At 42.1% G+C, this 26,303-nt stretch carries 27 protein-coding genes; 6 read left to right on the top strand and 21 right to left on the bottom strand.

What is annotated here, in order from left to right; genetic code table 11:
• The first annotated feature begins 57 nt into the window (after window positions 1-57).
• The gene (locus tag AB0756_RS22575; RefSeq protein WP_038092145.1) at window positions 58-405 is read left to right on the top strand and encodes a hypothetical protein; all 348 of its coding nucleotides are present in this window, start codon (window positions 58-60) and stop codon (window positions 403-405) included.
• A 119-nt stretch (window positions 406-524) separates the two neighbouring features.
• Here AB0756_RS22575 and AB0756_RS22570 read toward each other — a convergent pair whose 3' ends face one another.
• The 8 genes from AB0756_RS22570 to AB0756_RS22535 all read right to left on the bottom strand — a co-directional run bounded on the left by AB0756_RS22570 (window position 525) and on the right by AB0756_RS22535 (window position 8,170).
• Window positions 525-1,025, bottom strand: coding sequence for an FHA domain-containing protein (locus AB0756_RS22570; RefSeq protein WP_038092143.1), 501 nt, complete (start codon window positions 1,023-1,025; stop codon window positions 525-527).
• Between the two features lie 229 nt (window positions 1,026-1,254).
• Window positions 1,255-3,741 carry a heavy metal translocating P-type ATPase gene (locus AB0756_RS22565; RefSeq protein WP_050046864.1) on the bottom strand — a complete coding sequence of 829 codons (2,487 nt, stop codon included), beginning with the start codon at window positions 3,739-3,741 and terminating at the stop codon, window positions 1,255-1,257.
• A 158-nt stretch (window positions 3,742-3,899) separates the two neighbouring features.
• Entirely contained in the window at window positions 3,900-4,088 is a 189-nt protein-coding gene (locus AB0756_RS22560) for a hypothetical protein (RefSeq protein WP_038092141.1), read from the bottom strand.
• A gap of 180 nt (window positions 4,089-4,268) precedes the next feature.
• Entirely contained in the window at window positions 4,269-4,760 is a 492-nt protein-coding gene (locus tag AB0756_RS22555; RefSeq protein ID WP_038081921.1) for a DUF2752 domain-containing protein, read from the bottom strand.
• A 151-nt stretch (window positions 4,761-4,911) separates the two neighbouring features.
• Window positions 4,912-5,175: a TM2 domain-containing protein gene (locus AB0756_RS22550; RefSeq protein WP_038081920.1), complete on the bottom strand. Its 264-nt coding sequence runs from the start codon at window positions 5,173-5,175 to the stop codon at window positions 4,912-4,914.
• A 136-nt stretch (window positions 5,176-5,311) separates the two neighbouring features.
• Window positions 5,312-5,479, bottom strand: a complete 168-nt coding sequence (locus AB0756_RS22545; RefSeq protein ID WP_167844753.1) for a hypothetical protein — start codon at window positions 5,477-5,479, stop codon at window positions 5,312-5,314.
• A 24-nt stretch (window positions 5,480-5,503) separates the two neighbouring features.
• On the bottom strand, window positions 5,504-5,779 hold the full coding sequence (locus tag AB0756_RS22540) for a TM2 domain-containing protein (RefSeq protein WP_038081918.1): 276 nt from the start codon (window positions 5,777-5,779) through the stop codon (window positions 5,504-5,506).
• Between the two features lie 756 nt (window positions 5,780-6,535).
• A complete protein-coding gene (locus tag AB0756_RS22535; RefSeq protein ID WP_050046863.1) occupies window positions 6,536-8,170 on the bottom strand; it encodes a CPBP family intramembrane glutamic endopeptidase in 1,635 nt (544 codons plus the stop codon).
• Between the two features lie 630 nt (window positions 8,171-8,800).
• Here AB0756_RS22535 and AB0756_RS22530 point away from each other — a divergent pair.
• Complete coding sequence (locus tag AB0756_RS22530) at window positions 8,801-10,273, top strand: family 43 glycosylhydrolase (RefSeq protein WP_082051913.1); 1,473 nt, start codon at window positions 8,801-8,803, stop codon at window positions 10,271-10,273.
• A 55-nt stretch (window positions 10,274-10,328) separates the two neighbouring features.
• On the opposite strand, the gene AB0756_RS22525 is transcribed toward AB0756_RS22530, so the two are convergent.
• From AB0756_RS22525 to sufB, 5 genes are all read right to left on the bottom strand, one after another.
• Window positions 10,329-10,946 carry a Uma2 family endonuclease gene (locus AB0756_RS22525; protein WP_038081916.1) on the bottom strand — a complete coding sequence of 206 codons (618 nt, stop codon included), beginning with the start codon at window positions 10,944-10,946 and terminating at the stop codon, window positions 10,329-10,331.
• A gap of 145 nt (window positions 10,947-11,091) precedes the next feature.
• On the bottom strand, window positions 11,092-12,354 hold the full coding sequence (locus AB0756_RS22520; protein ID WP_038081914.1) for a cysteine desulfurase: 1,263 nt from the start codon (window positions 12,352-12,354) through the stop codon (window positions 11,092-11,094).
• A 55-nt stretch (window positions 12,355-12,409) separates the two neighbouring features.
• Window positions 12,410-13,783 (bottom strand): Fe-S cluster assembly protein SufD, encoded by a 1,374-nt coding sequence (gene sufD / locus AB0756_RS22515; protein WP_038081912.1) that lies wholly within the window; start codon window positions 13,781-13,783, stop codon window positions 12,410-12,412.
• Window positions 13,783-14,571, bottom strand: a complete 789-nt coding sequence (gene sufC, locus AB0756_RS22510) for a Fe-S cluster assembly ATPase SufC (RefSeq protein ID WP_038081910.1) — start codon at window positions 14,569-14,571, stop codon at window positions 13,783-13,785. The genes sufD and sufC overlap by 1 nt, the downstream gene beginning before the upstream one ends.
• A 207-nt stretch (window positions 14,572-14,778) precedes the next feature.
• A complete protein-coding gene (sufB, locus tag AB0756_RS22505; protein ID WP_038081908.1) occupies window positions 14,779-16,218 on the bottom strand; it encodes a Fe-S cluster assembly protein SufB in 1,440 nt (479 codons plus the stop codon).
• Between the two features lie 214 nt (window positions 16,219-16,432).
• Between sufB and sufR the strand changes: the two genes are divergently transcribed.
• Together sufR and AB0756_RS22495 are read left to right on the top strand one after the other, a co-directional pair.
• Window positions 16,433-17,113, top strand: coding sequence for an iron-sulfur cluster biosynthesis transcriptional regulator SufR (gene sufR / locus AB0756_RS22500; RefSeq protein WP_038081905.1), 681 nt, complete (start codon window positions 16,433-16,435; stop codon window positions 17,111-17,113).
• A gap of 248 nt (window positions 17,114-17,361) precedes the next feature.
• Window positions 17,362-17,619, top strand: coding sequence for a hypothetical protein (locus tag AB0756_RS22495; protein WP_038081932.1), 258 nt, complete (start codon window positions 17,362-17,364; stop codon window positions 17,617-17,619).
• A 133-nt stretch (window positions 17,620-17,752) separates the two neighbouring features.
• Here the strand turns inward: AB0756_RS22495 and AB0756_RS22490 are convergent, their stop codons facing one another.
• The 3 genes from AB0756_RS22490 to AB0756_RS22480 all read right to left on the bottom strand — a co-directional run bounded on the left by AB0756_RS22490 (window position 17,753) and on the right by AB0756_RS22480 (window position 19,696).
• Entirely contained in the window at window positions 17,753-18,385 is a 633-nt protein-coding gene (locus AB0756_RS22490; protein ID WP_038081903.1) for a hypothetical protein, read from the bottom strand.
• 553 nt (window positions 18,386-18,938) lie between these two features.
• Window positions 18,939-19,127 carry a hypothetical protein gene (locus AB0756_RS22485; protein WP_167844754.1) on the bottom strand — a complete coding sequence of 63 codons (189 nt, stop codon included), beginning with the start codon at window positions 19,125-19,127 and terminating at the stop codon, window positions 18,939-18,941.
• 242 nt (window positions 19,128-19,369) lie between these two features.
• On the bottom strand, window positions 19,370-19,696 hold the full coding sequence (locus tag AB0756_RS22480; protein ID WP_038081901.1) for a YbjQ family protein: 327 nt from the start codon (window positions 19,694-19,696) through the stop codon (window positions 19,370-19,372).
• 547 nt (window positions 19,697-20,243) lie between these two features.
• Between AB0756_RS22480 and AB0756_RS22475 the strand changes: the two genes are divergently transcribed.
• Complete coding sequence (locus AB0756_RS22475; protein WP_050046861.1) at window positions 20,244-20,924, top strand: tetratricopeptide repeat protein; 681 nt, start codon at window positions 20,244-20,246, stop codon at window positions 20,922-20,924.
• Window positions 20,925-21,477: 553 nt separating this feature from the next.
• Here the strand turns inward: AB0756_RS22475 and AB0756_RS22470 are convergent.
• From AB0756_RS22470 to AB0756_RS22455, 4 genes are all read right to left on the bottom strand, one after another.
• The gene (locus AB0756_RS22470) at window positions 21,478-21,618 is read right to left on the bottom strand and encodes a hypothetical protein (RefSeq protein WP_162002218.1); all 141 of its coding nucleotides are present in this window, start codon (window positions 21,616-21,618) and stop codon (window positions 21,478-21,480) included.
• 242 nt (window positions 21,619-21,860) lie between these two features.
• Window positions 21,861-22,721: a substrate-binding domain-containing protein gene (locus tag AB0756_RS22465; protein ID WP_038081900.1), complete on the bottom strand. Its 861-nt coding sequence runs from the start codon at window positions 22,719-22,721 to the stop codon at window positions 21,861-21,863.
• Between the two features lie 197 nt (window positions 22,722-22,918).
• Window positions 22,919-23,767, bottom strand: a complete 849-nt coding sequence (locus AB0756_RS22460; protein WP_038081898.1) for a 3'(2'),5'-bisphosphate nucleotidase CysQ family protein — start codon at window positions 23,765-23,767, stop codon at window positions 22,919-22,921.
• Between the two features lie 7 nt (window positions 23,768-23,774).
• Window positions 23,775-24,629 (bottom strand): sugar kinase, encoded by an 855-nt coding sequence (locus tag AB0756_RS22455; RefSeq protein ID WP_038081897.1) that lies wholly within the window; start codon window positions 24,627-24,629, stop codon window positions 23,775-23,777.
• Between the two features lie 72 nt (window positions 24,630-24,701).
• Between AB0756_RS22455 and rsmI the strand changes: the two genes are divergently transcribed.
• Entirely contained in the window at window positions 24,702-25,559 is an 858-nt protein-coding gene (gene rsmI, locus AB0756_RS22450; protein ID WP_038081896.1) for a 16S rRNA (cytidine(1402)-2'-O)-methyltransferase, read from the top strand.
• Between the two features lie 91 nt (window positions 25,560-25,650).
• Here rsmI and pth read toward each other — a convergent pair whose 3' ends face one another.
• The gene (gene pth, locus AB0756_RS22445) at window positions 25,651-26,289 is read right to left on the bottom strand and encodes an aminoacyl-tRNA hydrolase (protein ID WP_038081894.1); all 639 of its coding nucleotides are present in this window, start codon (window positions 26,287-26,289) and stop codon (window positions 25,651-25,653) included.
• Window positions 26,290-26,303 lie beyond the last annotated feature (14 nt).

Below are 26,303 nucleotides of genomic sequence, written 5' to 3'. Positions count from 1 at the left end.
CTATTGGGTAGTTGGATATTATAGGATGGACGGAGTGTTGCACGGCGTGGGGCTATTATGGCTCGCTATACCTGTTCGTTTATTCTTTCGGTTGCTCTCAACCATCTTCAGCCATTAATGGTAGAACTTCTACAAGACTGCAATCTAGAAGTACAATATTATACTTCTGATTACATAATGGCACGTGAGATTCCTGGGACTGTACCCTTTTCTAAATTAGTAACGGTGGAAGCGTTGATTGATAAAAGTTCGGCTACTGAAACAGAGACGCGGATGAGCATTGTGATTAAAAACGAGGAACTACCTCTCCAACTGGATAATCACTGCCGACAAATGTTTGAGTTTATCAAACAGGAGATTGAACATTGCCGTCATTGGCATCTTATAGAAAGTCTTGCTGGCTGAGGTTATTAGCGCTGGTAACGCTTGTGCTCGAGCTAGCAATTCAATTAGCTAGCTTGTAGCAAAATGCTTGAGCGAGCATACAAGCTAGCAGCAGAAATTTTCTGCCAACAGTTCAGTTATCAGTCTTCTAGATCCTCTGTCATTCCAGGATTAATGAGTGTAATATCATACTCACTAGCATCTGTCTGTCCTGTAGACCGCATGCTGTCCCGCAGTAAGTAATAAATGGCACGAACCTGCGGACCAAAAACAACTTCATCCTCATTTTTAAGATCGTGGGCTGGAATTTTGCGACCGTTAATCATTAAACCGTTGGAACTCGTTTTGCCTTTGGCATCACCATCGACGATTCGGTAATAATAGCCCCGTTTTTTATCATCACGCGGTAGCCTAACGAGAGTTGCATGACGGCGCGAGACAAATTGTGACACAAGGCGAATATCGCACTCCCGATCTCTACCGATAGAATAAGTAGGACGATCTAACGTGAACTCTTTACGTCCTTGGTCGTCTTCTATAATCAGTAAATGACTTTCATTAGTTTCTGCTGCCATTGACACGTTTTTTAAATCAGATGGACTGTTATCAATAAAAATTTGTTGAGAATTTTTTTCTGTCATGTTACTAGGTAGCGTTAAATCGTCGTTAATCGGTATTAATCGGAATAAAACTGTAGCTGTACCCGTCTCTCGCACTCATGCCCCTAAACTATAGTGATAATTAAATAGTACTTATACTGTTATATTGTATGCTCACCTAAAAGAGTAGAACATTTCGTTCTACTCGTGATTGTTTTTGTGAGTCTGCTAATAGGGAAACCTTGTCAAATCATACCTCTACAGTGAGAGTTCAGTCAGGGCGAGCAAAACGTCTTAACAATAAAGAATTTGTGACTACGCTGACTGAACTAAAAGCCATTAATGCAGCCGCACCAGAGGGGCTTAAGACAAAACCGAAACCGGGCAACAGAACACCAGCTGCTAAGGGAATTCCAAGTGTGTTGTACGCGAAAGCCCAAAATAAGTTCTGACGGATTTTACTGAAAGTGGCGCGGCTGAGTTGGATGGATTCAACCACGTCTGTTAAGCGATCGCGCATTAATACGATTTCAGATGTTTCCGTGGCAACATCTGTTCCTGAGTGTAACGTAATACCTACATCTGCCTGAGACAAAGCAGGGGCATCGTTAATACCATCGCCTACCATGGCAATGAGGGACTTCGGCTTGGGCAAATTAATTCCCACTCCCCATTCGCTACTTTCTATTCCCCCCTGTAACTCTTGAATGACAGAGGCTTTCTTTGTAGGGGGAACGCCAGCTACAACATCAGTGCTTGAAAGTCCCAGTTGATTGGCTACAGTCTTTGCTGCTTCTAGTGAGTCACCGCTTAACATCATGACCCGCAGACCCATTTGGCGCAACTTGTCTACTGTTGCTTTGGCATCTGGTCTTATCGTGTCTTGAACAGCAATCAGTCCGGCTACAGTGCCTTCAAATGCTATAAAAACAACTGTTTTCCCATCCGCCGCTAGTGTTTGAGCTTGTTGTGCAATGGTTTCGCCGATCTCAATTCCATGCCAGTGCAACCAGTCGCTATTACCCAAAAGCACCAAACTCCCTTCCACAAGAGCAGATACACCAAATCCAGGTTCTGTACGAAAATCCGTAGCATTGGGGATTGGCAAACCTTGTTTTTGTGATTCTTGTACGATCGCTTTTGCCAGCGGGTGAATTGTTCCACTTTCCACAGCGGCTGCTATTTTGAGCAGAAATTGGCGATTGAGAGACAAGGTGGAATTTTCTCCCTTGTCTCCCCAAACGGGGATACAGTCTGTTATGACAGGATGACCTGTTGTCAGAGTCCCGGTTTTATCAAAAACAACAGTGCCTAGAAGGTGTACTTTCTCCAAAACGTCGCCACCTTTGATTAAAAGACCTCTCTCCGCACCAATAGTTGTCCCAACAAGTATAGCTGTGGGTGTTGCCAGCCCTAAAGCACACGGACAAGCAACTACCATAACTGCGATCGCTAGTTTAAGGCTGATAAGAAGCGGTGAGGGGGTGAGGGGGTGAGGGGGTAAGGGGGTGAGGGAATGATGAGCGGTGTTCATTCCAACGGACACACTTAAATCGTGCCAAAGGTGGGTGCCGAAAAAGTACCAGAAAACAAATGTTAACAGCGCGGCTGTCAATACCCCGTAGGTAAAGTATCCTGCTACTGTGTCTGCTAATTTTTGTACGGGTGCTTTCCGAGTTTGGGCTGTTTCTACTAAGGCAACAATCTGAGCTAAGGTTGTATCGCTTCCTGTTCGAGTGGCTCGAATTGCGATCGCTCCTGACAGATTTATTGTCCCTGCTACTACGAAATCTCCCGGTTGCTTGATAACTGGCATTGCTTCTCCAGTCAGCATCGACTCATCTAGAGTTGTTTGTCCGTCTACAATCTCACCATCAACGGGAATTTTATCTCCGGGAAGAACTTGCAACCATTCACCAACACGCACGACTTCAGCAGGAATTTCTACAACTTCCCTATTGGCAGAAACTGTAAGAGTCGTATCTTCCTCTGTTTTTGGTTTCGCTATCAACCGGGCTACTTGCGGTTGGAGGGCGAGCAATCCTTTAAAGGCGACAGCCGCACGATTTCTGGCTCGTTTTTCCAATGTACGCCCTAACAAAATAAAGCCCAGCATCATCACTGGCTCATCGAAGAAACATTCCCAACCCAGTTGGGGAAACACTAAGGCGACTAAGCTGGCAATGTAGGCTGTTAGCGTTCCCAATCCTACAAGGGTATTCATATTAGGTGCATTGTGCCGCACCCCAAGCCACCCATCCACCAAAATTGGACGACCGGGGATAAGTATGGCGACAGTTGCCAAGCCACAATGGAACCAAATGTTTTGCAAAACTGGCGGTATCGGTCCGCCAAGGCTGCCAATATGCCCGGTAATTGACAGTACCAGAAGTATTGCTGCGATCGCCAACTGCCGCCGCGCTGACTTGATTTCTTGGCGCTGGCGTTCTTCTAGGCTGGGTATTCCTTGTGTCTCGCTTGCTCCTTGCCCGCGTAATTTCCGAGGTTGAGTCGGGAATCCAGCCGATGTTAATTTCTCTGCTAGTGCTTCTGGCGGTACTGCACCAGTTTCTAATTCTACGACTGCGACTTCTGTCGCTAGGTTCACACAAGCGCTTTTAACTCCCGGATGTTGAGTTAGCTGGCGTTCTACTGCCTTTACACAGCCAGCACACTTCATACCCCTAACATCCAAAGTAATTTTCTCTGTTGTTAGGGCTGGTTCTGAGGGAAGGTTAGTCTTCGAGACAAATTGCATGGAAATGTTTAGATTTGCTACGAAAGAAATATAAACGCGCTTATTTAAGCGCCTCTTATTTGAGCGTAGGCGAAATCTGAAGCATTGACAGATTGTCAAACATATTAAGTTTTGTTAAGCGCAGGTCGTTGGATGTTATCCCCGATCCTTTCTCTTCATTATTTTATGGGACGATGATACCAACGCCAATACATCACGTAAATTAACGCGAGTCCCTGTAATGGTATGAGAACAAATTCCCCTTTTAAAAATGGGTGTATTTCCAAATGAGACATAGTACTGAAATAAGCCATTGCCATGAGAGCAAGAGCGATTAAAGTTATATTTTTCCCTTTGAGAGCCAACATATTCTTAAATACTATTTAGTTTCTCATAAACACTAACACAACTATAGCAATCCTAAATTATTTGTAAAAAATTTGGATGGCTAATTGCTAATTGCTAATAGTCAGAAAGCCATTAGCCATTAGCCATTAGCCATTAGCCATTAGCTATTAGCTATTAACAGTCTTCTCATTTATGACTCCTTAATGGACTTGTATAGAAAGAAGAAATTGCCCGAGAGGAGAATGTATAAAAGAAATATAAAGTTCTCCCGTTTTAAATAAATGAAATAAACGCAAAATATAATACAATAAAGCTATAAAAAAAGTAATTGAGTGTATTTTTTTGATTTTTATCAATTGACAATAGAAAGCAGTCATTTGACGTTTCAACAGTAATTCTACAGCAACATGAATGACTGCAATGAAAAAGCTAGTAAATAAGATAATCCCAAACACATTTTCTGATGCTGCTTGTTCTAAATTCCCACGTGCGATCGCCATAAAAGAACGAGTCATACCGCATGTCGGACAAGGAATTCCAGTGAAGTGTCGCACCGGACAAACTAGGAAAGCTATTCTATAACCTTGGTTGTAGAATAGCGTTCCCAGTAAAGGAGTACTACAAAATCCAAGTATACCCCAACGAACAAACTGACCCCTGTAAGATAAAGGAGAGCGAGATAATTTCAACACCTGTTTCTTTAGGCTGAGACAAAAAAGGATAAAGGATAAAAAATAGGTTGATAAATGAATATAAGCCCCTCAATTTATTGATGGGGTTTTAAATTATATTTCTACATACTTCATATTTCATCCTTCGTCCTTCAGTAGACTTTTAAAATGGTTAAAGCCATTTCTTTTTATTTACTACATAAGTACTGACAAATTCTTCATCGCTTTTGGTTAAATACATAATACCCTCAACCAAACCAAGAATACCCATGAATGGTGCTCCGATACCACATGTCAGTAACGAAACAAGCAGCATGATAATACCTTCGGTATTATAACCAAGAATAAACTTATGAATACCTAATGCTCCAATTAGGATGCCACAAATACCAGCAGTCGTTTTCTTGCTAGCATCGCTTGAGGTTCCATTTGACATTTGAGTGCAACTCCCGTATTTCTCATCATGACGTCACAATGCTAGCGTTGAGTTTTTTACCTACAAACCGTAGAAGCACTTAATTTTTTACAAATATCCTGAAAGGGATAAGGGAGTCGAGAAATAATGTATTATGTTATGCGGCAACACAAATTGCTAGTAATTCGTTGCTTGTGAACCCAGTCCTACAGGCAGTGAAATGGGTGCTAATAGCGTATAGCCCTACAGGCAAAGCCTGCGGCTGACGCCACGGCTTTGCAAGGCAACCCGTAGCGTCTCCTTCAGGAAATACCCTGAGAGTCATCGATCGCTGGTGACTTGTTAGTAACTAAAACCAACCTTGTCTGTTCAAGAAATAGGTACTGACAAACTCATCGTGTGATTTGTTTAGATAAATCATTCCTTCAATTAAACCAACAAGCTGCATAATGAGTAATGTCAAACCATAGGTAAAATAACTGCCAACTAAAGAAATGATTAGCATGACAAATCCTTCCGGAGCATAACCAAGAACGAACTTATGGATACCAAAACCTCCAAAGATAATACCGCAGTATCCCGCTAAAAGTTGTTTGGTAGCATGACTGGGGCTGAGTTTAGCCATGGGTTTATTTCCTTTGCTTTATGAGTGATTTATATGTAAGACCTATAAGTTGTAGCTAATTAAGGCTTTTAGTTGACTTAACAAGCGATCTCGGTAGAAGCACTGATAACAATAGATATGCAGAAGTTGCGATTCACCAATGCATGGCGAATCGCTACCGACACGAACAACTCACAGCTTTCAGACATAGCTGAAGCTGCGCTCCCTCGTGACTCTGCTATCTTTACTTTAGCTAGAAAATCCGGCAAAGGGATTTTACAGCACGTTAGGCTGTAAAATTCTTCGATGGAGAATTAGCTACAAGATTCGTAAAAATACAAAGACTCTAGTATTTTTTACTAGTCAAGCTGTGCTCTCTCCGGATTCTTTTGATATTTCTACAGTGATAAAAATACTGGTGTAGATCTCTAAGTTCTGAAGTGATTTCCTAGAAGTTAGGATACCAAGTCGATAAAAATAGCACTAACTGTATGACTCGCTGTCTGCTAACCATTTCCATACAGAACAGTAAACAGACAGGGGAGCGGTTTTAGCTATTCATGCCATCAAACGAACCTACACCTATGAATAGACAGAATCGATCGTGCTACCACTAGCGTGACTCTTTCACTATTGATTTCACATAGTTGCTAAGTTATCTTTAACTTTAGCGTCTTTGCTTCAAAGTAGCATTTATCAACATTAAACACCAAGGTTTACGAGTAAATTTTTGTAAAAGTTTAAGCAAAGAATTGGTAAAGTTGGCTGCTAGAAAAATCATTGACTCGGACTACCTAAGATAAAAAGGCTGAGGAGGGTTCCGCTATTCCAGAGGCTGTGGAGAAGCATGGGAGCGAGGAGGTTGCGCGATCGCGTATAAACAACACCGAGTACAATGCCCAAAGAGAACAGGGGGAGAACTTCTGCCAAGCTAAGGTGAGCAGCCGCAAATAAAAAACTACTGATGAGGATCGATCCCCACACGGGGAGGTAACGGGTAAGAGAGGGTAACAAGAAACCGCGAAAGAGAATTTCTTCAAAGAAGGGAGCCGCGATCGCCGCCGTCGAGAAAAATATACTCAGTGCGACAGAATCTTGACTTTCAAGCACCAGTTGCAACAGGGGATTGCTCCCGCCTTGTCCTTTCCACAATTGTTGGTTCACCAAAGATACAATAACTACTACAGGCAATGCTACGCAGTAACCACCCAATCCCCAAAAAAACCATTTATCCTTAAACCGGAAGCGAAACCAGCCATCAGGTAGAGGCAAAAATCGGTTGATAGCTAAATACAGTACAGACAAAGCCCCTAAGGCGACGAACAAGTAACTTACAAAAACAGATAGTGCTTGAATTCGCACGCTAGAGACGAGGGTTTTGATAGGGAGAACCGATTTTACTAAAGGTACTAGGAATGCTTTGATTGCTACAGGTACGAGGAATTGTCCCGTGAAGAAAAAACCAACAACAAAGACTACCAAAATCGTTTCTGCATCCCAAGGCGTTGACCAAGTAACATCTGCATTTTGAGCAAGTATTGCAGTTTTTCCCTTGAAGAAACGTTCTGCGAGCAAAAAGAGCAGTAAACCTACTCCAATAAGAGCAGCAATGACCGGGACAGTACCTATCAGTGATAATCTCAACATCGCTGTTTCAGCAACTTCCTGTTGAGAGGCTTTTAAACTTGTGAGAGCATCTTGCCGTTGCTGGAGTTGATAGAGTTTTTCCAACGCAATATATTTAAACCAGCCATCTAAATTAGCTTGAATCAGAGCTTCAGAATCAGGCAAAAGACGGGGGGGATCGCTCCACAGCCCCGACATCACTGCTGCAACCCTACCAAATTCAGAATTACTTCCCAAACTTTGCTGCATTTCATCCCACGTTTTCACAGCAGCATCAGTTTTTCCTTGCTGTGCTTGTAAGATTCCCAATCGCAAATCTAATTCAGGAATTAATTTTTGCACTTGATTCAGTGACTGCTGCAACAGTTGCTGCTGTTCGGAAGCGGGGTTAGTTGCAGGAGGTTGCGATTGAGATTGAGAGGTTGCAGGAGCCGTTGCTGGTTGGGATTGGAGTTGTGCTAGTTGAGTTTTAATTTTTTCTAAATTACTTTGAGCCGATTCCCTTGCTTCTTGATACTGCTGTGCTGCTGCATCCAGAGGTTTAGCACCCAGGATGGCATCTTGCAAGGACTTCACACTTGCGGGATCGCTATCCGATGCTTCCAAAGAGACGGCTTGTAGTGCAAGATTGGTTTGGTAAAGTTCCAAGCGACTTTGAAACTGAGGTTGCTGCCAACTCGATAATAAGGACTGACCGGCAGTTAAGATTGTCACTAGAGTCAGAACTATTAAAATAAACCGCCCTGCGGTTCTTACAAACTTTGAACTTGACTGCTCGTGACTCATTTTTCCTCCCATAACTAACCAGTGCAGGGTCCATCGTCTCACCCCTTAAGAATTATCGCAAGAAAATGCGTTGAGTGGTTAGTAGTTGGTGGTCGAGAGTTTTATAATTTGGTATAAATAGCTACTATTGATAACTAAATAAAGCGCAAATAACAATCACTAGTGGTCTGTCCCAAAAGTTTTGACTGGTGAACGTTTTTATCTCGTTCCCAGGCGGAGCCTGGGAACACAGTCGGCGAGGCTCTGCCTCGCGCTCCACTGGAGGCTGAGCCTCCAGTAAGGCATTCCCAGGCGGAGCCTGGGAACTAGGTGTGCGGAGTTGTGACAGCCTAGCAAAATTAATGGGACAGACCACTAGTTCGTAATTTATGATGTATGCGCTCCTAGCGCAACTGCGAACGGAATTCTAGAAATTTTATATTTTCTTATACCAATTCTTTAATGAGGTTGCGCCAAATTTCTTTAGTTTTTTCTTTGTGTCCTTTGCGCCCTTCGCGGTTCGTTATATAATTCGGCGCATCTTTATACGGATTTGGTGTTATTTTATATATTTGTGTTTTTTCTCGTCGGTTGACTTATAAGACTCTTATTTGATAAGACCTCAAGCCAAAACTTTAAATCTAAAATAGAATGCGTTATCTTCGGAAATTTTCGGTACTATTTATTGCTAGTCTTCTTGCGGTTGCAATTTTTGGAGTTATCGGTCCCGGTAATCTAATATTCTCTGCAAATTCCAGCCTTGCAATTAAAAATAGTTTTGCCCGATCGCCAACCTTTAATTTTTATAATGTTCTCACCTCAAGTGGAGCCGATCCGTGGGTGTACAAACACACAGACGGATATTATTACATGACCTACTTAACAAATCAAAATATCACCATTTTTCGGTCTTTGACACTTTCAGGTATTGTTGGAGGAGAAAGAAAAACAGTCTGGACACCACCTAAGTCAGGTTCAAATAGTCAAAATATATGGGCACCAGAATTACATTTTCTAGATGGTAAGTGGTACATATATTACACGGCAGATGATGGTAATACTCTAAACCATAGAATGTTTGTGCTTGAAAATGCTAGCCCCGATCCATTTCGCGGAAATTTTGTGGATCGAGGCAAAATATTTGACAAAAAAAACGATAAGTGGGCAATTGATGGTACTGTCTTAACTGTCAGTGGGAAAAGATACTTTATTTGGTCTGGATGGGAAGGTGATAATAACGTACAACAGAACTTGTATATTGCACCGATGAGCAATCCGACAACACTCGGTAGTTCTCGAGTTAAGATTTCAAGCCCAACTTATCCATGGGAAAGTTTTGGTAGCCCGCCCACGGTGAATGAGGGACCGCAAGTTATTATTAAAGACAAAACTATTAATCTCATTTACTCTGCAAGTGTAGGTTGGACAAATAATTATGCGTTGGGTTTATTAACAGCAAAAGTTGGTAGTAACCTCTTGTCTCCATCGGCTTGGCGTAAATATAAAGAACCGGTGTTTCAAAGTGGGAATGGCGTGGTTAGTCCGGGACACTCCAGCTTTGTAAAATCTCCAAATAACAAAGAGGACTGGATTGTTTACCATGCAGCCAATTTTTTAAGCGCTGGATGGAACCGACATATCAGAACTCAAAGATTTGGATGGAACCGCGATGGTACTCCTAACTTCGGTTCTCCAGCACCTGTTAATGCTCCTATTAGTTTACCAAGTGGAGAACCCCAACACGATCGCTACCAAGCCGAAGATGCTCTTTTTACTGGTGCTGCCAAAATAATATCCAATCCAAACGCATCAAACGGAGCAAAGGTTGGTTACATTGATAACCCACAAAGCAATGTAGAGTTTCGCGTTCGGGTAAACAAACGGGGAACATATAATATGTCAGTTAGATTTGGGAATGGCACTGAAGGTGGCAAGGAAGCAAGTCACAAATTATACATAAATGGTAAGGAGCTTCCAGCATTAAGATATGTGTGGACGGGATGGGACAACTGGTTAAATTCTGTTATTAGAGTACAATTAAATACTGGTGTTAACCAAATTCGCTTTAGCAAAGGCGAAAATTTCGCGGAAATTGATTCTATTGATATATTTCCTCTTCGCTGAGTTTGGCGATCGCATTTATAGCAATCCGAACAAGCGGATAAGGAAAACACTTTCACTACAAAGCAGAATCAAAAATTTGCTGGGCTGTTAGATTGAGTTGAGGGAAACTAGGAGATATAATTGCAGTGTTTCCCCTAAACAAATTCATTTGATATTCCCCATTCAGCAATCGGCATACAAAAATAGCAGGTTCTTTGGGGTTACCAATAAAATTGCGTCCTCCGAATGCAGCATAATCGGCAATCCAAAACTCAGGAATACCCATTTCTTCATAATCGGCAAACTTTTTATAGTAGTCATCTCGCCAGTTAGTGGAAACAACTTCAACAACTAAAGGAATAGATGCAGGTTGAGAAACAGTAGATTCGTTCTCCCATAACGGTTCGTTTGAAAGATTTTCGCGATTTATTAATAAAATATCTGGTGAGTAGGCTGATTCTTGGTTTGGTGGTTTAACTAATGCAGTTTTGGGAATGTGATAGGGAAGGTTGAGGCGATCGAACTCTACAGTTATTTTACGTGCTAAGAACCCAACAACATTTTCATGCTTCCCGGTTGGTTGAGCCAGCTCGACAATTGCTCCATTGTGCAGTTCGTAGCGTCCACCTTCAGGACGCCATGCTGTAAATTCTTCAAAAGTAACTGGTTTGGGTGAGACTGGCGCAGTAGTCATAAATTCTTTTGATGATATGAGTTTCGCTCAATCATTGGCGATCGCATTCATAGGAAATTGCATACAAACCAGCATAGCCTGCGCGTGCAGGCTTCGGTTGCATATTTTAAAATTTATTGCGTGGGGCATTATAAACCCCTAAAATTTAACTTTCAAAACTGCCAAAGAATTCTAAAGTTTCCTTTAATGCTTTCACAAAAATGTCAATTTCTTCACGAGTATTGTAGAAAGATAAACTGGCTCTTGCAGTTGCTGCAATCCCTAAGTGACGGTGTAATGGTTGAGTACAATGATGTCCGGAACGAATAGCAATACCTTCTTGATCTAACAATGTAGATATATCATTAGCATGGACATCTTTTGCCGTGAAAGCAGAAAGTGCGGCTCTCCCCAAACCTGCGACTTTGGGCAATGGACCAAACAGACGAATTCCGGGAATTTGGACTAGCTTTTCAAAAAGATAACCAGTCAATTCAGATTCATAAGCATAGATTTTATCCATGCCAATATTGCTCAGGTAATCCACTGCTGCACCTAGAGCGATTGTTTCCGCGATCGCAGGTGTACCCGCTTCAAATTTATGAGGTAAATCGGCGTAGGTAGAACGATCTAAAAACACTTCAGAAATCATTTCCCCACCACCAAAAAAGGGAGGCATTTGCCGCAGCAGTTCTAACTTGCCATACAAAAAGCCAATTCCAGTTGGAGCACACATTTTATGACCGGAAGCGACCAACCAATCACAGTCAAATTGCCGGACATCGATTGGCATGTGGGGGACACTTTGGCAAGCATCAATTAAAACTTTGGCTCCATATTCATGGGCGATCGCGCAAATGTCTTTTACAGGATTAATACAACCCAAAGTATTAGAAACATGCACCACTGATACCAATTTTGTTTTGTCAGAAATCAGTGTTTTAAACTGTTCCAAATCAAAACTTTCCTCGGCTGAGAGTTCCACAAACTTCAGCACAGCACCCGTTTTTTGTGCTACAAAATGCCAAGGAACCAAATTACTGTGGTGTTCTATAACTGAGAGAATAATTTCATCTCCCTGTTGCAAATTATTCATTCCCCAACTGTAAGCAACTAAGTTAATAGCCTCAGTTGCATTACGGGTAAAAACAATTTCCTGACGCGATGCTGCATTTACAAATGCAGCCACTTTATCTCTGGCTGCTTCATAAGCTTCAGTCGCTTTAGCACTGAGAGTATGGACGCCACGATGCACGTTAGAATTGTACTGTTCGTAATAATCTCGCAAAGTATTCAGTACGAGCAAAGGTTTTTGTGACGTAGCAGCATTATCGAAATAAATTAAAGGTTTCCCGTTGACTTCCTGATGGAGTATTGGGAAGTCAGAACGGACTCGATCGGCAAGAGTTTTTTCTTGGGTATAAGTCATGGATTTTGAATGGTTGGTTGTTGGTTGTTGGTTAAAAATGACTAGCTACTAGCTACTAACCACTAACCTTTTGCATAAGGGATTGTCTGACGGAAGGAACAGGTATTTGATTGATGGCTTCAGTTGCAAAGGCGTTAACTAATAAGTTGCGAGCATCATTCGCATCAATACCGCGACTTTGCAGATAGAAGATTTCATCATCCTCTAACTGGCTAACGGTAGCACCGTGGGCGCATTTGACGTTATCAGCTGTAATCTCTAATTGAGGCTTAGTATCAATTCTGGCTTTAGAGGATAGTAACAAATTTTGGTTTAACTGGGCCGCATCTGTCAATTGTGCGGGTTTTGGCACAAAAATTTTACCGTTAAACACTCCATGAGCGCGATCGCTCAGAATACACTTATGCAATTGTTTGCTAGTACCGTGAGGATAATTGAGCGCTATTGCACTGTGAGTATCCGCTAACTGTTGTCCCCCAATTATCGTCAATCCATTGAGGACAGTTTCTGTCTGCTCCCCAGTTTGCAAAATCTCTAGATTGTGACGTGAAAGCTTTCCACCAAAAGTTACGGCGTGACAGCTATACCAACTGTAACGAGCTTGAGAAACAGCAGTTTTCCCAATATGAATAGCCTCTGCATTTTCCATCTCAAGCCGAGTATGATTCACCCGAGCATTTTCCCCGACCCAAATTTCCGTAACCGCATTAGTAAAATATACGCTCTCTTCCTCTGTGCTCTCCGCGTCTGTGTGGTTCGCATACTCTTCCACTAACGTCACGCTACTACCAGTCTCCGCCACAACCAAGCAACGCGGAAGAGAAATTCCAGACTGCTCGCCAGTAGCAAGAAATACCAAATGAATTGGGGTCTCGACCACCACATTTTTTGATACCCAAACGACTGCGACATCAACCATTCCACTCGTATTGAGAGCAGTAAACAGTTCGTGTGCGCCTTCAGTTTGAGCTAAATATTTCTGTACCTCTTGAGTGTACGTAGCAGATAAATCGGCTAAATTGCTAACGACAACTCCATCTGGTAAAAGAGAAACTGAGGACAACTCAGATGAATAAACACCATCAACAAACACCAACCGACTTGTAGCTGCTTCTGGTAGCGATCGTAAAGATGAGCCAACAGACGCGCTACCCTTCGTCCCCACATGAAATTGAATTTTCCGCAAAAAAGATAAATCGGCGAAGCGCCATTCTTCATCACGAGTTGTAGGCAAAACGGATTGACGAACCCATAAAACGGCGCGTTCCCGTAATTCCTGCAACCAGGATAGGCGATCGCGAGGTGTTTCAACACCACCCACAATTTGATTCAACAAATCTATCAAATAAGCATCTCTATCCAACACGGTAGATGCCAAATCGATGGAATGGGAATTAGGAACTGGACTTGGAGAAACAAGGATACTCATTATACAGTCACCTCAACTCCATTTTCTTCCAACACCCAATCATAACCGCGAGATTCTAATTCCAACGCCAGTTCTTTACCGCCACTGGTAATAATCTGTCCTCGTGCCATCACATGAACGTAGTCTGGTACGATGTAATTCAGCAACCTTTGGTAGTGAGTAATCATAATTGTCGCGTTCTCAGCGCTTGTCAATTGATTAACTCCATTCGCCACAATTTTCAGCGCATCAATATCCAAACCCGAATCTGTTTCATCCAGAATTGCCAACTTTGGTTCTAAAAGCGCCATTTGTAGAATCTCATTACGCTTCTTCTCACCACCAGAAAACCCTTCATTCACGCTCCGGTTGAGAAAAGCAGAATTCATCTTGACCACTTCTAGCTTTTGCTCTACCAAGTCATCAAAGTCAAAAGCATCCAATTCCTCCAAACCCCGTGCTTTCTGACGGGAATTGTAAGCCACCCGTAAGAAATCCAAATTACTCACGCCAGGAATTTCTAAAGGATACTGAAATGCTAAAAATATTCCAGAACGGGCGCGTTCTTCTGGCTCCATCTCCAACAAGTTTTGTCCCTGGAAAATAATTTCCCCGCCCGTTACCTCATAAGCAGGATGTCCAGCTAAAACTTTAGAAAAAGTACTCTTACCAGAACCATTCGGTCCCATAATCGCATGCACTTCACCCAACCGAACTTCAAGGTTTACACCCTTGAGAATTGGTGTCCCATCAACATTTGCTGTCAAATCTTTCACTGACAGCACGACTTCACTATTCTCAATAATCATGATGTGTGTCTTTTTCCTCTCTATTTCGCTCTACCTCGTTCCCAGGCTCAGCCTGGGAATGTCATACGAGAGGCTCCGCCTCCAATGTATCGTGAGGCTGAGCCCCACAGTACGTGTTACCAGGCTGAGCCCTGTTACGAGAATTACCCAAACCTGCCTCACAGTACGTGTTACCAGGCTGAGCCTGGTAACGAGAAATCCATGACATTACCCAACGCTTCCTTCCAACTTCAAACTCAACAACTTATCAGCTTCTACAGCAAATTCCATGGGTAGCTGATTGAATACGTCTTTACAGAAGCCACTCACCATCATGGAAATTGCATCTTCTGTAGAGATACCGCGTTGTGCAAAGTAGAAGAGTTGATCTTCCCCAATCTTAGAAGTAGAAGCTTCATGCTCTACCTTGGCAGCATTATTCTGCACTTGGATGTAAGGGAAAGTATTAGCATGAGCATTATCCCCAATCAACATGGAGTCGCACTGAGAATAATTTCTCGCTCCTTCCGCTTTGGGATTGATTTTTACCAGACCGCGATAGCTGTTACTGGAATTACCAGCAGAAATTCCTTTAGAAATAATAGTGCTGCGGGTGTTCTTACCAACATGAATCATTTTGGTACCAGTATCAGCTTGCTGCATATTATTTGTCAGCGCTACTGAATAAAACTCACCTACGGAGTTATCACCCACCAACACGCAACTGGGATATTTCCAGGTAATTGCAGAACCAGTTTCTACCTGAGTCCAAGAAATTTTAGAATTCACGCCCTGGCACAAACCGCGCTTGGTGACAAAATTGTAAATACCACCCTTGCCATTTGCATCGCCAGCGTACCAGTTTTGAACGGTTGAGTATTTGATTTCAGCGTTGTCTAAAGCAACGAGTTCGACTACAGCAGCGTGCAATTGGTTGCTGTCGTACATTGGCGCAGTACAACCTTCAAGGTAGGAAACATAGCTTCCCTCTTCTGCAACAATCAGAGTTCGCTCGAATTGCCCGGTTTCACCGTTGTTAATCCGGAAGTAAGTAGACAGTTCCATGGGACATTTCACTCCCTTGGGAATGTAAACGAAGGAACCATCACTAAATACGGCTGAATTTAGGGCTGCAAAGTAATTATCTGCTACCGGGACAACGCTACCCAAGTACTTTTGTACGAGTTCTGGGTGTTCTTGCAATGCTTCTGAAATGGAGCAGAATATAACACCATCTTTAGCCAGCTTTTCTTTGAATGTTGTCGCTACGGAAACACTATCGAAAATTGCATCAACCGCAACATTTGCCAATCGCTTCTGCTCTGATAGGGGGATGCCTAACTTCTCAAAGGTTTCCAATAAAGTTGGATCGACTTCCTCCAAGCTGTTTAGCTTTTGTTTCTTTTGTTTGGGTGCGGAATAGTAGATAATGTTCTGATAGTCTATTGCAGGATACTTGACACTCGGCCAAGCTGGTTCAACCATTTTTTGCCACTGACGGAAAGCCTTAAGGCGAAAGTCCAACATAAACTCCGGCTCGTTCTTCTTCGCGGAAATTAAACGGACAATATCCTCGTTCAGTCCACGCGGAATTGTGTCGGCTTCAATGTCAGTAACAAAGCCGTACTTATATGGCTGGTTGACTAAGGTTTTGACAGTGGCGCTCATTGGCTGTTACTCTTGTGTTCTCTTTCTTAATCTCTTTAAGGATGGAAGACGGAATCTTTAACCGGGCTTCCTTTTCAAGCTAGCCGAGGTGTGACTCGACTGCTATCATAATAAGTATAAGGACTAAAACAACATTCGTGTTGTTTAACATATCTTTATTTTACGCTAGATTAGCCATAATTTAGCTTTGTCACGATAAATTTTTGGGGCGACGATGGCGACTATCCACCAGTCCTCAACCAAGCAAGATATTCTGGAATATCTTTTAAAACACTCACAAGCTACGGCTTTCGATCTGGCTGACGCTCTAGACGTTAGCCCGCAAGCAATTCGCCGTCATATTAAAGATTTGGAAGCAGAACAACTTATATCTCTCGTGTCATCCGTACAGGGGGGAATGGGACGTCCGCAACATATCTATCAACTGACTCGTCAGGGAAAAGAACGGTTAAACACAAAAGTCAGCGAAGGTCTCGGCGATAGCTATGGTAAGTTTGCCGTTTCCCTACTGGATACATTAGCGGAAACGGTAGGACGAGACGAAGTCACCTCAATTCTACGAAAACAATGGGAACGCAAAGCCCACGATTATCGAGAGCGTCTTGGGAATGCTCCTCTATCTGAAAGAGTTGCAACTTTGGTAGAACTGAGAAAAGCTGAAGGTTACATGGCTGAATGTCATCCAGTACCATCAGGTAACTCATTAGATGATAATAAGTTCATTCTCACCGAGCACAATTGCGCTATTTCCAACGTTGCAGAGTCTTTTCCCAGTGTTTGCGGTCATGAATTAGAAATGTTTGCTGCTGTATTGCCAGATTGTACTGTAGAAAGAACTCACTGGATTATTAATGGCGAACACCGTTGTGGATATTTAGTCCAAGCGAGAAAATAAGTGCTTTTATGAGAGCGGTTTCCTTTGTGAATGAGAAGCTCGTTATTAAGCATAGGTCATAAAAAATGGGTATTTGGTAATTGGTATTACCAAGTCAAGTCAGTCATACCATTTTGGATTTTAGATTTTGGATGGGTAGATTGGGAAAGTTTCGCTTGGACTTAATTGTACCCAATTATCTATCAGATTCTTTTTTCAAACTGGTGTATGGTTATTGTGATAATTGTAAATTTTTGAATGATTTATTTATGAACTTACCACCCCAATCGCCGCCACAATTTTTAACATTAGAAGAATCAGCAAAGGTTGATGCTGCTTTACTGTCCTCACCAGAAAAGTTCTTAACTAGAATAACTATTTCATCCCTCAGGCTATTGAATCACATAGCTCAAGAGTATAACGTGACTGTTGAGGATTTAACCGCACAACAAGTCATTGCTTGGTTTGAGAAAGATAGCAAGATTCGTCGAGAACAAGGAGTGGATGCTGCATATTTGAAGTGGTAAGAAGGGTGAGTCGTTAGTAGTTAGTAGTTTTTCTGCGATCGCTAGCTCTTATAAAACAACAAAAAGTCCGCCTGCGCGGACTTTGTTCGTATAGCCTTAGACTTCCAGTCTAAAGGCACGATATAACTACCCATTAAGCGTAATTATTATTATTACGCGGACTGCGGGTTCCTGCTGCGGCTCCAACCATTGAGGCGAGTAAACCTAACAAGGACCCAAAGACAAACCACCACAGACCTTTACGGAAATTGCTTGCAATTTCAGCAGCTTGTTGAGCACTTACATTGGGAGTATTTTGGGGTATATTGACACCACCTTGCTGCACTTGGTTTACAACTTCTCCAGCGTTAGAAGCAGCAACACCAAAAGCACCCGATACTCCACTTGCTAACAACCAAGAACTTAACGCCAGAGTCGTTGCCCACAGAATGGCACCATTGAGAAGAGCTGTATTGCGATTCATGGGACCGCAAGCACGAGCCATGACCCAACCACCAGTAAATAATGAAATCAACAAAGCAATAGTTGACCAAATTCCCACATTACCTGCAACATTGGGTGCAAGAGATCTCGGTGCGCCCGACCCCTCAATTGTTCCTGCTCCAATAGCTGCAAACATCGAACTTAATATTAATTGAGTTGCTAATGCAATCAACAGACCGGAAATGATAGGACCCCAACGAACGCGATCGTGGTAATCGGTAATTCGACCTACCACAGCAGGTTCGTTAATAACCTCGTCACCTACTCGATTTGTGTATGACATACTCTATTTTCCCCTTACCACTCCAGTAAAGTTTTTACTTCAAAATAGTCAAATAGTTACTAGAATTAAATTGCTTTTTTGGATTTTTAATATCTACCACTGGAAATACTTGCCTTGTCTATCTTTGGTCATAATATTTTTGGAAATTTAAGCTTTTTTTTAAGAAATATTAACTGAAAAGTTTTGAATAACTTGGAATGAGAATGACTGCTTTTCCCAAGCTAACCAACAGCTTCTATTTTTAGAATCATCGAACTCCTATTTGAATTTTGGCATATAGCACTTCCAGCCCTTTTGTGAAAAATTTTAAGTATTGTTAGGCAGGTATTCCCAAGCAAATAAGGGTTTTGGTAAGCAGCCCGCCCAACTATATTTCTCCATATAAGACTGTATGTGGCATCGCCTATAGGACTTGTTAGTTAATTCTATTTTTAGAGGATTTCTAAACTTTTTTCAAATATATCATATTTGTTATCTATAGTTTATTTTCAAAAACTTTTTTTTAAAACTTTTTGTTTGGTTATTCAATAACTTTCTTGTTAACTTTTGGTTGTTACAGCAATCCTAAATCATTTGTAAAATTTCTCTTTTCTTCTCCTGACAAAGACGCTACGCGATGCTGTAAGCTATGCCCGCTAGGGCTATACGTGCTCTTTGCGACGCCCGGAGCTATCTCCTGTGGAGACGCTGTTTTGAACAACAGGGAAACCCCACAATGCAATAGCTCGTCTTTGTGATTCATAATTTTATAAATCAAATAGGAGTGCTATAGTATGCAATACCCATAGCAGAGCCTGTCGGAATTACAAACACCTCTTCCTTGTCTTCCTTGTTCGGACTCAAATAGGATTGTTATACTAGCGAAAATTCTAAAATTTTGGATAAAAACGGTGAAGAATGAACAGTTTGTGATGAAAAATAAATAGTAAATTAGTGAGCAAGTGGTAGTTAGCAGTTCTATTAACAACCACTCACTACTCACCACTAGCGCAATTTCACAGCTGTCCCCGTTGCTGTAATAAGTATGAGAACACCTGATTGGTCAACATTGATAGTACCAGTATCAATTTCGATACCAATAACAGCATCCGCACCCAAACGCCTTGCTCTTAGGGATAATTCTTCGATCGCTTTTTGTTGACCCTGCTCAAATAGGCGTTCGTAACTTCCAGTGCGTCCACCAATAATGTCTCGGATACTCGCAAAGAAATCGCGCAGGAAATTGCTTCCGTAGACCACTTCTGCAGTCACAATGCCCAAATATGAATCAACGATAGATCCCTGAATGACATCAGTTGTACTCAAAATCATAAATCGAACCTCAATCGCATTAATTGGAATAGCACGGGTTTTTATTCTATTTGATATGCTAACGTTCTCCTCTACCTAATTATTTAATCGGTATAGAGAGAGCGATAAAGGTAGCTTTTTCATTAACGCATCTACATATATATTTGAGTCTATCCAAAGCCATGCATCCATGATTGACATTAGAAAAACTTCCTGAGGGGGCAAAAAGCTTGTGAAATAAATGAATTGAGGTACACAACTTATAGGAAAATAGTTTTTGCCCGTTCATGTGGTTAATATCAACGGGTAGTAATGCTGAAGCTTTGATTGAGTTACGTCAGCCCCTTTACCATGACATGAGTGCTAGTTAATCTTTTTTTGTTAGTCCAAAGAACTTGTATGAAATCAAACAATGCTTGTAACGTACTTTTACAGAGTTCTGAAAAATCTTCATAATTCTTGTATAAAAGTCAATACAAGGTGTTTGCAAAACAAGATATTTTTGTTTTAATGGACAAGCAATCAAGAAAACTTTGAAAAAGTTGCAAAAAATATCAGGAAAATTACTGTGTACAAGCCAACATCTTTTATAGTAAGTATTTTCATTATTAGCAGTATTGCAGCAACAATACCATCAGTAGCCCGCGCTCAAAGCATTTTGCCCCAACAAAGTTCTCAGGAGTTAAAGGAACTTCTAGATGAAGGGCGACGACTTGTAGATACAGGGGATTATAATAACGCGATCGCAGTTTATCAAAGAGCCACAAATCTAGAGCCAAAAAATGCCACCATATATGCCGGTATTGGCTACTTATACGCCCAGCAAGGCAATTTTCCCGCAGCTTTAACGGCGTATCGACGTGCTGTATCACTCAATCCTAACAATAGCGATTACCAATATGCTTTAGCTTACGTAAGTGGTAATTTGGGAGATAACAAAACAGCCAAAGAAGCCTACAGACGTGCCATACAAAGCAATCGGAATAACGCTAATGCGTACATAGGTTTATCAACAGTTCTCTTGCGTTTGGGAGAGTACGTAAATGCTAAATGGGCATACGAACAAGCGGTCAGTCTAGATCCCAAAAATCCTCAAGTTTATGAGTTGCGAGGTAATATACTGATGAAGCAAGGAAAATCGAAAGAAGCGATCGCAGTTTTCAAACAAGCTCGAGAACTATACGAACGCCAAGGTAAGTCAGAAAGCGTGGTCAGACTCGAAGCCGTACTCCGTAATTTAGGAGTTTAATCGGCGCACAATCCTTGAGTTACCAGTTATCAGTTACACAACAACTTCATCTTATTCTTATTTACTATTATTATTTACTGGTTACTGGTGAGCCCAGCACTGTAGGGGAGTTTCTGCCATAGTAAGGACATGGGAGATGGAAAGATTCTGGTTACCGGAAACCATTCCCCAGATTCATCGTCTCACAAAGAAAGGTATTCCCCGTGCCTGCAAGCGATCGCTTAGAGCAGACGCTTAGAGCAGACCTTGTACCTAACACAATCAAAGGCAATCACTCACAAACTTAGTGTTGGAAAATAATCCTTTTGTCTTAATGCCCAATGTCCCCATAAATTGAAGCTATACTGCAAAAAACGAATTCCCTTGACCCAGGACAAGGGGTCAAGGGTATATCACTTTGTGCCAATATCATCAAAAACGATCCCGAACGTACTTGAACTCTAGCGTAGAAACGTATATAATTACGCTCAACAAAATCAATATGCAAGACTAGCTACCGGGTGACTCACCCCCTTGCTGCTTGGATTTATGAGTGCAGCCTTTTTTAATGACATTAGCTACTTTTTTTGGGCAACTGTTGTATGGGCTGAGGTGGTTCGAGTAGTTTGATGCGATTGGTGTTGCAAGAAGAATCGACTCTGGAAATAAGCTCCTGGAGGCGCTCGCTACTACTGTTCTGTTTTTGTCTGGACATAAGTTTCAACTCCTTTGCGGTAGATACCCTAACAGAAAATCGAGCAAACTCGAATTATACATTAAATACGGTTGTTTTAGCAAGGCCCAAAATCAATATTGGATCTTCCTACTTATGGTGTATCATCATTTGTGCATTTGGCGATGGTACTCCCGATACTATTTTTTAAAAAAAAGATGAAGAAAATGTGAGGATTTGGGTTTGTACGCAAATTTTACTACGTTTTCGCTACACATCATCTATCAGCGTGGCAGAAAACCCGATCTTCGCAGCACAGCAGCAGCTTGTTTGCTGCGAACAAATTGGAGAAAGCCTTTAACAGCTTGGGAAGATCTCTTGCTCGAGATAATTCCGATAGGGCGCACCAGCAGATATCTACCCGTCTGTACGTTTTCTGGGGTAGCTTCTACACCGTTAAGACTTTTGGGGTTCAGACGGAGTTGTTTGGATGTAACACGGGCAGATGAGAAAACGCCAATACTATAGGGAATATTCTGTACTGCTGCGATCGCATCCTCTTCTTCCCTCAGAAGAATTGCTGTCTTGGAATTCTTCAAATCTTCACCCAAATAATGCTTCCGCAGAAGGCGCTTAACTGAATCATCTTCAGGAAGATCCAGTACAACAATCTTGGCATCAGGACCTCCGAGTTCTTGCCAATTTCTCAAAGTACCGCTGTAGATTGCTTTGAGATTCTCCGTTGTCAAGTTAGTAATCGCGCTAACACTTGAATGGGTAGCGACTAACAGAGCATCTTGAGCAGCGTCCAAATACTCCAAGGTGCTGTCTTCCAATTTCAACTCTTCACTCACACCGCTAAGATCGAGCAGTCCGTCTCTAACTCCTTTAAGCTCAGCCATAGATTGAGCGATGGGTACAAAAGAGACTTGGACGTTTTTGACTTGAGATCTGTAAGCATCAGCCAGTGTCTTCATTGCTACATAAGTAATACCCCGAACGCCAATCTTAATCTCCGATCGCGCTTGGGAGCCAGATGGTAGATGAGTACTAGATTGACGGACGTTGCTAGTTGTACAGCCAGATATTTCCCCTAAAAATATGCTCGTACCGAGGATTGCTATCAACCAGAAGCGATTTCTCATAAAATATACTTTTCATATAAAGCTTTTTGCATCCTCCAAACAGAGTAAACCATCAACCCATCTTTTCCTTCACTCGAAGCTTATTATCTCTGCCATCAGAGAGTATTCCACAGCCATTTATAGAAATATTGTGTTTCGTTGAGGTAAATATCCTCTAGTTCCTGCTTTTTCCCAATCGTGAGTATTTTTGCCACCTATTAACTTTTTTCCCACTCAGCTAAAATTCTCTGTGCATCCTGACAGAGCAACTCATGATATTGACCGTTGCTAGCAAGCAAGCCTCCCCACTGATTTATATCACCCGTGTTGTACTGTAACGGTGTACCGTCAAAATGAGTGTATTTTCCACCCGCTTCTGTCAAAATCAGTTCTGGGGCGGCTATATCCCAATCTTTTGGTGCAGACTTACCGGATAGTGAAATGTAAACATCTGCTTGTTGTTCGACAATTGTAGCGATTTTACATCCCACACTTCCTACTGCTTTTTGGTTTTGACAGGGTAGTTTTTGCAACAGGTATTCAAGTCTTTCATTGCGGTGAGAACGACTGACAACGACTGTTAAATCCTCAAGACGTTCCCGTGATGATACCTGTAAGGGAAGAGTTTTTCCATCGCGTGTTTCTGCAAAGGCACCACTGCCTTTTATGGCATAATACAGTTTTTTTAACTCCGGTACGGCAACCACAGCCAGAACAGGGCGCGTTTCTTTCACTAGAGCTATGTGAATGGCGTACTCCCCTGTTTTTTCAATAAAGTCTCTCGTCCCGTCTAAAGGATCGATAATCCAAGCCCATTCCTGTTTTGCTTGCTCGGTTGTGTATGTTTCTTCACTAATGTAAGCAAAATCTTCAGTACCTAAAGCGGCTTGTAGCTTTTCTAATATGTATTGATTGACAGCTACATCTGCTACTGTTACGGGTTCATTCTGCTTGTACTGTACTTCTAGATTGCGATCGCCTGTTTGGTGGTAGTAAGACTGCAGTATATCTGCTGCTTCCCAGCCCACAGAACGAACTACAGTCAGTATTTCTTTTAAGTCTTTCATGTATTTCTCACTCCATCCAACGGCGCGTACCAAAGAACTGACATGACAAAGAAGCCACGTGAGATGCTTGCTCAAGTGCATCTGTAAAACTTTCTTGCAAAATATAATGACAGAAAGCACCGTGAAAAATATCTCCAGCCCCCAGTGTATCAACAGCCCGAACACCGGGTACATTTAAAATACCTTTCTTGCCATCAATTGAGTATTGAATGGGGTTTTCTCCATGAGTTATGGCAATGTAGGGAATGCCAACTTGACTCAGATAGGCAAAAACCTCTTCCTCGTTTTTACATTGGGGAGGATGAAAATTAGCAGAACAAATAGCATAATCTACAAAAGGCAAGAGTTTTTCAAATCCAGGTTTCCAACTACCACCATCTATAACAACCGGGATATTTTTGGCTTTTGCCATTTGGGCGATCGCAATTCCCAGTGTCATTTGATGTCCGTCAATCATGACAATATTGATATTGCGTAAAACATCTGCGGACAGGGATTGCTCTGACGCCTGAGTTTTGACAGCATTAATGGAAATAACCGCTCGTTCGCCAGTAGATTGGGTAACAATGATGGAAGAAACGGGTGGTGGGTTTTGGGTGGTGGAGTTTAAATCTATGATTCCTATTTTGTAGTTTGCCAAATCTTCTTTAATAAGTTGTGTCATTGGGTGAGAACCGACAATTCCCAACACACTTGCTTTATCACCCAAATGGCTAAAAGTGACTGCAGCATTTGTTGCAGGTCCCCCGGCGGCAACAGTATAATCAACTGCTACAATTTTCTGGTTATTCTTGGGTAGTGACTCTGCAAGATAAATTAAATCCAGAGTCACTAAACCAACGAAGAGTCCGTTAATGGGCATTTGTTAGTGGATAGTTGTTAGTTGTTAGCGGTCTTTTCTGTCTCATCTGTTCCCAATCCCCAGTTCCCAATCATGCATACAACAGATCCAAAACCAGGAATACTTTACATTGTCGGTACGCCTATTGGCAACTTGGAAGATATGACATTCCGGGCGGTGAGGATTTTGCAGACTGTGGATTTGATTGCTGCAGAAGATACACGCCATACTGGAAAGCTACTTCAACATTTTCAAGTGAAGACACCTCAAGTCAGCTATCACGAGCACAATCGGAACAGCCGTGTTCCGCAGTTATTAGAACAACTGAATCAGGGTAAAGCAATTGCTCTTGTGACTGATGCGGGAATGCCTGGAATTTCCGACCCCGGATATGAACTGGTGAAAGTGTGTGTGGAGGCGGGGATACAAGTTGTACCCATTCCCGGTGTGACTGCAGCCATTACAGCGTTAAGTGCGGCGGGATTGCCAACGGATAAGTTTGTGTTTGAAGGATTTTTGCCAGCCAAAGCTCAACAAAGGCGATCGCATCTTGAGTCTCTCAACGCAGAATCTCGCACACTCATTTTCTATGAGTCTCCCCATCGATTGCGGGACACCCTCAAAGATTTAGCAGAGGTTTTCTCTGATTCCCGTCAAATTGTTATTGCACGAGAGTTAACCAAGTTATATGAGGAATTTTGGCGGGGAACCATCGCAGATGCCATAAATGAGTACAACCAGAGGGAACCGCAAGGTGAGTATACTTTAGTGGTGGCTGGGAGTCCACCAATTCAAGTACAGTATTCAGAAGCAGAACTGAAAGCAGAATTGGAGAAGTTAATACGTCAGGGAATCTCGCGAAGTCAAGCCAGTCGCGAATTAGCAAAAATGACTTCTCTAACACGGCGTCAACTTTATCAATTAGCTCTTTCGGTAAAGGATGAAGTATGAGGGATATAAGGATAAAATTGCATTCTTCGTACTTTATCCTTTACCCTTAAGCCTATCCCCTACTCTTAATAACGAGCGGGCTTCTACCTTCTTAAGAATCGGGGAAATCAAAAGAACGGCTATTACAAACGTTCATTGCCTTTTCTACTCCCTGCTTGAGACACATTTCCGTACAATCAACAACAAACTGCAGTACAAGAGACATAAGTTGACTTTCCGCAACAGAAAATTTGCCCAAGACGTGGGAAACGGTACCGGAATCATCACTCGCAGAACCTTTTGGTCTACCTATACCTATACGCAAACGAGGAAAGTCTTGAGTTCCAAGATGGGCGATGGTGCTTTTCATACCATTGTGTCCGCCCGCAGAACCCGACAAACGCAAGCGAGTTTTACCCATTGGTAAATCCATATCATCATAAATCACCATTACCATTTCTGGTGGTAATTTATACCAACTAGTAACGGCTTGTATGGACTGTCCCGAACGGTTCATGTAAGTCAGTGGTTTGAGCAGGCGGATTTTGTCTCCATTGATTGCAAGTCCTTCACCATACTCTCCCTGAAACTTACGATTCTCTGTTAAAGGAATTCGCCAAGCACGAGACAAAGCATCTATAGCAGCAAAACCAATATTGTGGCGTGTCTGGTCATATTTTGGTTCTGGATTCCCCAACCCCACAACAAGCTGGGGAATCACAAGAGTTTTTTTAGCAACCGCTTCTGCCATCTAAATTATGAATT

The organism is Tolypothrix campylonemoides VB511288_2 (genome assembly GCF_045999855.1).
Taxonomy (GTDB): Bacteria; Cyanobacteriota; Cyanobacteriia; order Cyanobacteriales; family Nostocaceae; genus Scytonema; species Scytonema bouteillei_A.
Note: the sequence above shows the minus strand (reverse complement) of the source record. Positions and strands in the feature narration are given on the sequence as shown.

Coding starts and splice junctions, on each gene's coding strand:
- AB0756_RS22575 (WP_038092145.1), top strand. CDS start 58: ATGGCTCGCTATACCTGTTCGTTTATTCTTTCGGTTGCTCTCAACCAT.
- AB0756_RS22570 (WP_038092143.1), bottom strand. CDS start 1,025: ATGACAGAAAAAAATTCTCAACAAATTTTTATTGATAACAGTCCATCT.
- AB0756_RS22565 (WP_050046864.1), bottom strand. CDS start 3,741: ATGCAATTTGTCTCGAAGACTAACCTTCCCTCAGAACCAGCCCTAACA.
- AB0756_RS22560 (WP_038092141.1), bottom strand. CDS start 4,088: ATGTTGGCTCTCAAAGGGAAAAATATAACTTTAATCGCTCTTGCTCTC.
- AB0756_RS22550 (WP_038081920.1), bottom strand. CDS start 5,175: ATGTCAAATGGAACCTCAAGCGATGCTAGCAAGAAAACGACTGCTGGT.
- AB0756_RS22545 (WP_167844753.1), bottom strand. CDS start 5,479: ATGACTCTCAGGGTATTTCCTGAAGGAGACGCTACGGGTTGCCTTGCA.
- AB0756_RS22540 (WP_038081918.1), bottom strand. CDS start 5,779: ATGGCTAAACTCAGCCCCAGTCATGCTACCAAACAACTTTTAGCGGGA.
- AB0756_RS22535 (WP_050046863.1), bottom strand. CDS start 8,170: ATGAGTCACGAGCAGTCAAGTTCAAAGTTTGTAAGAACCGCAGGGCGG.
- AB0756_RS22530 (WP_082051913.1), top strand. CDS start 8,801: ATGCGTTATCTTCGGAAATTTTCGGTACTATTTATTGCTAGTCTTCTT.
- AB0756_RS22525 (WP_038081916.1), bottom strand. CDS start 10,946: ATGACTACTGCGCCAGTCTCACCCAAACCAGTTACTTTTGAAGAATTT.
- AB0756_RS22520 (WP_038081914.1), bottom strand. CDS start 12,354: ATGACTTATACCCAAGAAAAAACTCTTGCCGATCGAGTCCGTTCTGAC.
- sufD (WP_038081912.1), bottom strand. CDS start 13,783: ATGAGTATCCTTGTTTCTCCAAGTCCAGTTCCTAATTCCCATTCCATC.
- sufC (WP_038081910.1), bottom strand. CDS start 14,571: ATGATTATTGAGAATAGTGAAGTCGTGCTGTCAGTGAAAGATTTGACA.
- sufB (WP_038081908.1), bottom strand. CDS start 16,218: ATGAGCGCCACTGTCAAAACCTTAGTCAACCAGCCATATAAGTACGGC.
- sufR (WP_038081905.1), top strand. CDS start 16,433: ATGGCGACTATCCACCAGTCCTCAACCAAGCAAGATATTCTGGAATAT.
- AB0756_RS22495 (WP_038081932.1), top strand. CDS start 17,362: ATGAACTTACCACCCCAATCGCCGCCACAATTTTTAACATTAGAAGAA.
- AB0756_RS22490 (WP_038081903.1), bottom strand. CDS start 18,385: ATGTCATACACAAATCGAGTAGGTGACGAGGTTATTAACGAACCTGCT.
- AB0756_RS22485 (WP_167844754.1), bottom strand. CDS start 19,127: ATGAATCACAAAGACGAGCTATTGCATTGTGGGGTTTCCCTGTTGTTC.
- AB0756_RS22480 (WP_038081901.1), bottom strand. CDS start 19,696: ATGATTTTGAGTACAACTGATGTCATTCAGGGATCTATCGTTGATTCA.
- AB0756_RS22470 (WP_162002218.1), bottom strand. CDS start 21,618: ATGTCCAGACAAAAACAGAACAGTAGTAGCGAGCGCCTCCAGGAGCTT.
- AB0756_RS22465 (WP_038081900.1), bottom strand. CDS start 22,721: ATGAGAAATCGCTTCTGGTTGATAGCAATCCTCGGTACGAGCATATTT.
- AB0756_RS22460 (WP_038081898.1), bottom strand. CDS start 23,767: ATGAAAGACTTAAAAGAAATACTGACTGTAGTTCGTTCTGTGGGCTGG.
- AB0756_RS22455 (WP_038081897.1), bottom strand. CDS start 24,629: ATGCCCATTAACGGACTCTTCGTTGGTTTAGTGACTCTGGATTTAATT.
- rsmI (WP_038081896.1), top strand. CDS start 24,702: ATGCATACAACAGATCCAAAACCAGGAATACTTTACATTGTCGGTACG.
- pth (WP_038081894.1), bottom strand. CDS start 26,289: ATGGCAGAAGCGGTTGCTAAAAAAACTCTTGTGATTCCCCAGCTTGTT.